At 74.0% G+C, this 6,662-nt stretch carries 7 protein-coding genes; 4 read left to right on the top strand and 3 right to left on the bottom strand.

All coding sequences use genetic code 11. The features are described 5' to 3' along the window. Positions 1–482, top strand: a 482-nt coding sequence (locus HCN52_RS20265) for an ROK family protein (protein ID WP_168089889.1), incomplete at its 5' end; no start/stop codon positions are given. After that, on the top strand, positions 479–1,642 hold the full coding sequence (nagA, locus tag HCN52_RS20260) for an N-acetylglucosamine-6-phosphate deacetylase (RefSeq protein ID WP_168089888.1): 1,164 nt from the start codon (positions 479–481) through the stop codon (positions 1,640–1,642). The genes HCN52_RS20265 and nagA, both read left to right, overlap by 4 nt. Before the next feature lie 113 nt (positions 1,643–1,755). Here the strand turns inward: nagA and HCN52_RS20255 are convergent, their stop codons facing one another. Together HCN52_RS20255 and cdgB are read right to left on the bottom strand one after the other, a co-directional pair. Next, positions 1,756–2,760 (bottom strand): carbohydrate-binding protein, encoded by a 1,005-nt coding sequence (locus HCN52_RS20255; protein ID WP_168089887.1) that lies wholly within the window; start codon positions 2,758–2,760, stop codon positions 1,756–1,758. Positions 2,761–2,860: 100 nt separating this feature from the next. Beyond that, positions 2,861–4,447: a diguanylate cyclase CdgB gene (gene cdgB, locus HCN52_RS20250; protein ID WP_168089886.1), complete on the bottom strand. Its 1,587-nt coding sequence runs from the start codon at positions 4,445–4,447 to the stop codon at positions 2,861–2,863. A 331-nt stretch (positions 4,448–4,778) separates the two neighbouring features. Between cdgB and HCN52_RS20245 the strand changes: the two genes are divergently transcribed. Next, on the top strand, positions 4,779–5,279 hold the full coding sequence (locus HCN52_RS20245) for a flavin reductase family protein (RefSeq protein ID WP_376767169.1): 501 nt from the start codon (positions 4,779–4,781) through the stop codon (positions 5,277–5,279). 59 nt (positions 5,280–5,338) lie between these two features. Here HCN52_RS20245 and arfB read toward each other — a convergent pair whose 3' ends face one another. Then, entirely contained in the window at positions 5,339–5,800 is a 462-nt protein-coding gene (gene arfB / locus HCN52_RS20240; RefSeq protein WP_168089885.1) for an alternative ribosome rescue aminoacyl-tRNA hydrolase ArfB, read from the bottom strand. A 233-nt stretch (positions 5,801–6,033) separates the two neighbouring features. Between arfB and HCN52_RS20235 the strand changes: the two genes are divergently transcribed. Next, the gene (locus HCN52_RS20235) at positions 6,034–6,609 is read left to right on the top strand and encodes a TerD family protein (protein ID WP_168089884.1); all 576 of its coding nucleotides are present in this window, start codon (positions 6,034–6,036) and stop codon (positions 6,607–6,609) included. Positions 6,610–6,662: the final 53 nt, after the last annotated feature.

Here is a 6,662-nt window from a genome sequence, read left to right as displayed (position 1 = left end):
GCGCCGACGCGGCCGACGCCGCACGGGCGGTGGCGGCCGGCGACCCGGCGGCGCTGACGGTCTGGCAGAACGCCGTGGCGGCGCTCGCCGACGGCCTGCTGCTGGTGGTGACGCTGCTCGACCCGCGCGTCGTGATCCTCGGCGGCGGTCTGGCGGAGGCGGGCGACACGCTGCTGCGTCCGCTGCGCGCGGCGCTCCGGGAGCGACTGACCTTCCAGCAGGAGCCGGCGCTCGTTCCGGCGGCACTCGGCGACGGTGCCGGCTGCCTGGGCGCGGGCCTGCTGGCCTGGGAACTCCGGGAGCGCACGCGTCCCGGCCCCGGCACCGCCTCCCCGGCGGACCGGGCGGGGACGACGACGGCGACGTCCGTACCCACCTCGGACCCGGCGGCCGGCCCGCCCGCGGGCGACCCCGCGGCCGAGCCGTCGCCCCCGGCGTCCGCCACGACCGATCCGACTCCCCGGAGGTTCGACCAGCCATGACGCCCGACACGCAGCGCACAGTCCTGACCGGGGCCCGCGTCGTCCTGCCGACCGGTGTGGTCGAGGACGGCCGGGTGACCGTCGCGGGCGGCCGCATCGCCCCCGACCGCCCCGAGGAGGCGGCGACGCACGACCTCACCGGCCGCTGGGTGGTGCCGGGCTTCGTCGACATGCACGTCCACGGCGGCGGCGGCGCCTCGTTCTCGGCCGGGACGGTCGAGGAGGCCCGCACGGTGATCGGGACGCACCGCGCCCACGGCACCACCACCATGGTCGCCTCCACGGTGACGGGCGACCTCGACGACCTGGCGCGGCAGGCGGGCACCCTCTCCGAACTCGTCGAGGACGGCGAGCTCGCCGGCCTGCACTTCGAGGGCCCGTTCATCTCGGCGCACCGCTGCGGGGCGCACCAGCCGTCGCTGCTGCGCGACCCCGACCCGGCGGACGTGCGGAAGCTGGTGGACGCGGCGCGCGGCACCGCGGCGATGGTGACCCTGGCGCCGGAGCTGCCCGGCGGCCTGGAGTCGGTGGCGCTGCTGCGGGAGCTCGGCGTGCTGGCGGCGGTCGGTCACACCGACGGCGACTACGACGTCGTGCGGCGGGCGGTGGACGCCGGTGCGAGCGTCGCGACCCACCTGTTCAACGCGATGCCGCCGCTGGCGCACCGCGCGCCGGGGCCGGTGGCGGCGCTGCTGGAGGACGAGCGGGTGACGGTCGAGCTGATCGACGACGGGACCCACCTGCACCCCGCCGCGCTGCGACTGGCGTTCCACCGGGCAGGGCCGGACCGGGTGGCGTTCATCACCGACGCGATGGGCGCGGCGGGCATGGGCGACGGCCGGTACCCGCTGGGCCCGCTGGAGGTGGACGTCACCGACGGGGTGGCGCGGCTGGTCGAGGGTGGCGCGATCGCCGGGTCGACGCTGACGCTGGACCGGGCGCTGCGGCGCGCGGTGACGGTCGACGGCATCCCGGTGGCCGACGCGGTGCGGGCGCTGGCCGGCACCCCGGCACGGATGCTGGGCGTCGACGACCGGGTGGGGTCGGTCGAGGTGGGCAAGGACGCCGACCTGGTCGTGCTGGACGAGGCGTTCGGGGTGGTCGGGGTGATGCGCAAGGGGCGCTGGGTGTCGGAACCGGCGGCGCTCCCGGTGGGCTGACCGCCGGCCGGCCGCTCCGGCGCGGCGAAGGACGACGGCCCCGGTGCCGCGCCCCTGGCGGGGTGCGGCACCGGGGCCGTCTGCGTGCTCGCGGGCGCCCGGGGCGCCGTCCGTCACCAGTCGACGACGCCGTCGCGGTTCTCGGTGATCTCGATGCGGTCGATGAGAACGTCGCAGCCGTCGCTGGAACCGCAGCCGATCTGGATGAGGTTGGAGCCCTCCTGGAGGTTCACCTCGTTGTAGGTGCGGGTCCAGTTGTCCTGGTACGAGCCGCCGGAGCGGTAGTCGCGGAAGTTGACCTTGTCGGAGCGGACGGTGTCGTTGATGGCGAAGCTCATCTCCTGGTCACCGTCGTTCATGGTGTACCCGACGTAGAGCCGGTAGGTGCCGGGGGCGCCGTCGAAGTCGAACCGCCAGCTGACGGTGGCCTGCTCGGCCTCCAGGCCGGCGATGTAGCTGCCGTCGGGGCTGCGGGCGCCCTCGACGTGGCCGCCGCCGAGCGTGGCGCCGTTGCGGAGGTCGAGGTCGGCCGCGAGGTCGGCGGTGGGGAGGCCGCCGCTGCCGGTGTTCTCCTCCTCCGTCTCGTCCTCGTCGGTGCCGTCGCCCTCGGGCTCCTCGTCGGTCTGGCCCTCGTCGGGCTCCTCGCCATACTGCTCGCCGCCGTCGGGGGCGACCTCGCTGCTGCCGTCGTCGGCCTGGTCGCCGCCGTCGTTGTCGTCGCCGGAGAAGATCAGGGCCGCGCCGACGCCGATGACGACGGCGGCGACGACCGCGATGGCGCCGATGAGGAGGGTGTTGCGGCGCGGGGGCTCGCCACCGGGCTGGTAGGGGCCGGGGCCGCCCGCCGCGTGGTAGCCGCCGCCACCGGGCTGCGTCTCGGGTGCCGCGTAGTAGGGGTCCTGCGCGTGCTGGTGGGCCGGGGCGGGCTGCGGATAGCCGTAACCGCCGCGCCCTCCGCGTCGTTCACCGACGGGTCGCACGTCGTGGTAGGAGGGCTGCTGGGGCGCCTGGGGCGGCGCCTGGCCGTCCTGCGGACGGTAGAGGTAGCCGAAGGGGTCCTCGCCACCCTCGGGCCGGCCGTTACCGTTGTTCCCCGCGCTCATCTCCTGCGCTCCCATCGTCCCCGCCCTGGTCCTTCGGTGGCCGAGCCTACCGCGTTCGTGGCACACAGACCGGCGCGGTGGAAGTGCGGACGGACACACCCGCGTCCGAAGCCGGTCAGCCGGCTCGCCGTCGGTGATGGGGACGGGAGCGCTTCTCCAGGTACATGCGCTGGTCGGCCGACTCCAGTATCTGCTCCGTGGTGGTGCCGCAGGCCGCCCAGCCGATGCCGAAGCTGGCGCCGACCCGCAGCACGCGGTCCTCGACCCGCATCGGCGGGATGATCGCCTGCCGGAGCCGGACCGCGAGGTCGGAGGCCTCGGCGGTGCCGAGGCCGTCCGCGAGCACCACGAACTCGTCGCCGCCGAGCCGGGCGACCGTGTCGTCGTCGCGGACGGCGCGCAGCAGGCGCCGGGCGACCTCCTGGAGCGCGGCGTCGCCGTACCCGTGGCCGTGGCGGTCGTTGATCGACTTGAAGCCGTCCAGGTCGCAGAAGAGCACCGCCAGCCCCTTGCCGTCGCTGCCGGGGGCGTCCGGCGGCACCAGGTGCTCGTGGTGGTCGTAGGGCGGCGGAGCCGGGGTCCCCAGGCCGGTGAAGGCGTCGGTGGCGCGCAGCGGCGGGCCGTCGCCGGGGCGGTCGCAGATGCGGCTGCCGAGCCGTTGGCGCAGCTCGGCGCTGTTGGGGAGGCCGGTGAGGGAGTCGTGGCTGGCGCGGTGGCGGAGCTGGAGCTCGTGGCGCTTGCGCTCCTCGATGTCCTCGACGTGGGTGAGGAGGAAGCGGGGGCCGTCGGTGGTGTCGGCGACGACGGAGTTGCGGAGCGAGACCCAGACGTAGGAGCCGTCGCGACGGCTGAGTCGGAGCTCGGCGCGGCCGCCCTCGGCGGAGGTCCGGAGCAGGACGCCGATGTCCTCGGGGTGAACGAGGTCGGCGAAGGAGCAGCGGCGCAGCAGGGTCATGGGGCGGCCCAGCAGACGGCACAGGGCGTCGTTGACGCGCAGGAGCGGGGCCTGCTCCTCGCCGTCGACCTCGGCGATCGCCATGCCGCTCGGCGCGTACTCGAACGCCTGGCGGAAGCTCTCCTCGCTGGCGCGCAGCGCCTGCTGCTCGCGTTCCAGTCGTTGCAGCGCGCGCTGCATGTTGCCGCGGAGCCGGGCGTTGGATATCGCGATGGCGGCCTGCGAGGCGTAGAGCTGGAGCGCCTCGCGTATCCAGGGGCCGGGGCGGCGGCCGTTGCTGGGGCGGTCGACGGAGAGCACGCCGAGGAGCTCGCCGTCGGCGGTGGCCATGGGTGCGTAGAGCAGGTCCATGGGGTGCCACTCGTCGGGGTAGCGGGGCGCGGGGCCGGTGCTGGTCCAGGTGGGGACGTCGTCGTCCAGTGCCCAGGCCTCGGTGTAGGGGATGAAGCAGAGTTCGCCCCAGCGCTCCCCCATGCGGAGCCGCCGCTGCCACGAGTCGCGGGAGCCGGTGCGGCCGGCGAGGTTGGTCTCGACCTCGGTGTCACCGGCGACCGCGGCCACCAGCAGGTCGCCGTCGGGGCGGACCAGGTTGACGGCGGCGAGTTCGAAGTCGACGGCCTCGACCACGCCGTCCACGATCGTCTGGAGGGTGGCGGCCATGGAGCGGGCGGTGTTGAGCCGAGCCACGGCGTTGTGCAGTTCGCGCAGCGAGGCCAGGCGGACGTACGGCTCGGTCTCCGTTCCCATTCACACCCCCAGCCGATGCACTTGCAGATACACAGGCCACTGAATCACAGTGAGCTGTGCGCTAGGTACACAGGGTCAACCAGAACTTTGCCGCTGTGGCCCATGTCACATCACACGAGGGCTCGGTCGCACGACGTAGGTCCACGAACGCCCCACTGGTACCACCGCCCGATGCGTGCCCGTGCCGACGGCGGATACGTTCTCTCCTGTGTTCAGTAGCGCGGAGAGTCCCAGGAATACCACCGGAGCCGACAGCACCCGGACCCCGGGGGCGGCGACCATCGCCGCGCCGGTGCCCCCGGCACCGGCCCGCAGCCGTCATGCTGGAGGGGTGAGTCAGGACGAGTTCCGTGCAGCGATGACCCGGTTGGCGGGCGGGGTCGTGCTGGTCACCGCGCACGACGAGGAGGAGGACCCCGTCGGCGCCGGCGCGGGGATGACGGCCACCTCGTTCCTCTCCGTCTCCCTGGACCCGCCACTGGTCCTGGTCAGCGTGCGCACCGGCTCACGGATGGCCGACATCCTGGACCGCCAGGAGCTGTGGGCCGCCTCGCTCCTCGCCGAGGGCCAGCACGCGCTGGCAGGCCGGTTCGCCATGAAGGGCAGACTCAGCGACCGCCTGATATTCCGGGAGACACCGCACGACATCGGCGAGCACACCGGCGCACCACTGCCGCACGGCACCCTGGCCGCGGTCGAGTGCCGCACCGAGCAGCGGGTGACCGCAGGTGACCACACCCTCCACATCGGCCGGGTGCTGGCGACCCGGCTGCCCACCACCGCGGCCGGACCGCTGCTGTACGCGTGGGGTCGCTACGGCACCCTCGGCTGAGCACGGCCACGCGGCACGGCCACGCGGCACGACCACGACCGGGCCGCGAGGCGGTCGGCTCAGTCCCAACCGCCCCCGGAGCGGCCCCGCTTCACGTCGCTCCTCGCCTTCTTCTGCCGCAGCCGGCGCTCGTTGGAGCCGCGCGACACCTTCCGGTTGCGCCGGGCACGCGGCGGCGGCGCGACCGCCTCCGCCAGCAGCGCCGCCATCCGCCGCGCCGCCTCCTCCCGGTTGCGCCACTGCGAACGGAAGGTCGACACCCGGACGGTGAGCACGCCACCGCGCAGCCGCCCTGCCAACCGTTCCAGCGCCCGCTCCCGCAGCTCGTCCGGGAGCGCGCCGGTCGCCGCGAGGTCGAAGCTCAGCTCCACGCGGCTGTCGCTGGTGTTCACGTGCTGGCCACCCGGCCCCGAGGAGCGGGAGAAACGCCAGGTCAGCTCGGCCTCGGGCAGGTACAGCGGCGCCCCCGTGCGGCCGGAGCCGTCGACGGGTGCCGCTGCGATGACATAGGGCCCGGGCATGGGGGCAATGATCCCTCCCGGGGGCGCTTCGGCGCATCCCGTTAACGACGGCCCGCGGCCGGCCGCGGGCCCGGTCCCGGACGCCCGCACCGCCGCTCCGCTCTCGGCCGGCGGCCGGGGTCGGGAACCAGCCGGGGTCGGGAGCCGTTGGCAAAGAAACGGTAACGTCGGGTCCGGACACGACTCCGTGACCCGGCAACGCAACGCCAGATAACGACCAAGGGGATCTACGTATGGTTGTGAGTCTCACCAAGGGCGGCAACGTCTCGCTGAGCAAGGAGGCCCCGGGCCTGACCGCCGTGACCATCGGTCTCGGCTGGGACACGCGCACCACCACCGGTGCGGACTTCGACCTCGACGCCTCCGCCATCGCCGTGGACGCCGGCGGCAAGGTCGTCTCCGACGGTCACTTCATCTTCTACAACAACCTGATCTCCCCGGACCAGGCGATCCAGCACGCCGGTGACAACACCACCGGCGAGGGCGAGGGCGACGACGAGGAGATCAAGGTCTTCCTCGACGGTCTCGGCCCCGAGATCGACAAGGTCGTCTTCCCGGTCTCGATCCACGACGCCGACGCCCGCGGCCAGAGCTTCGGCCAGGTCCGCAACGCGTACATCCGCGTCGTGAACCAGAACGGCGAGACCGAGATCGCCCGCTACGACCTCACCGAGGACGCCTCGACCGAGACCGCCATGGTCTTCGGCGAGCTGTACCGCAACGGCGCCGAGTGGAAGTTCCGCGCCGTCGGTCAGGGCTACGCCTCCGGCCTGCGCGGCATCGCCCAGGACTACGGCGTCAACGTCTGAGCCACGCCGCTCCTCCTCCGCCGGACGCCGGCCCGCGCCCCGCACCGGGGCGC

The organism is Streptomyces bohaiensis, from assembly GCF_012033785.1.
GTDB lineage: Bacteria > Actinomycetota > Actinomycetes > Streptomycetales > Streptomycetaceae > Streptomyces > Streptomyces bohaiensis.
This window is presented reverse-complemented; position numbering and strand designations above follow the sequence as displayed.

Bases quoted from the DNA above. Each gene is read 5' to 3' on its own strand.
- nagA (WP_168089888.1), top strand. From the start codon at position 479: ATGACGCCCGACACGCAGCGCACAGTCCTGACCGGGGCCCGCGTCGTC.
- HCN52_RS20255 (WP_168089887.1), bottom strand. From the start codon at position 2,760: ATGGGAGCGCAGGAGATGAGCGCGGGGAACAACGGTAACGGCCGGCCC.
- cdgB (WP_168089886.1), bottom strand. From the start codon at position 4,447: ATGGGAACGGAGACCGAGCCGTACGTCCGCCTGGCCTCGCTGCGCGAA.
- arfB (WP_168089885.1), bottom strand. From the start codon at position 5,800: ATGCCCGGGCCCTATGTCATCGCAGCGGCACCCGTCGACGGCTCCGGC.
- HCN52_RS20235 (WP_168089884.1), top strand. From the start codon at position 6,034: ATGGTTGTGAGTCTCACCAAGGGCGGCAACGTCTCGCTGAGCAAGGAG.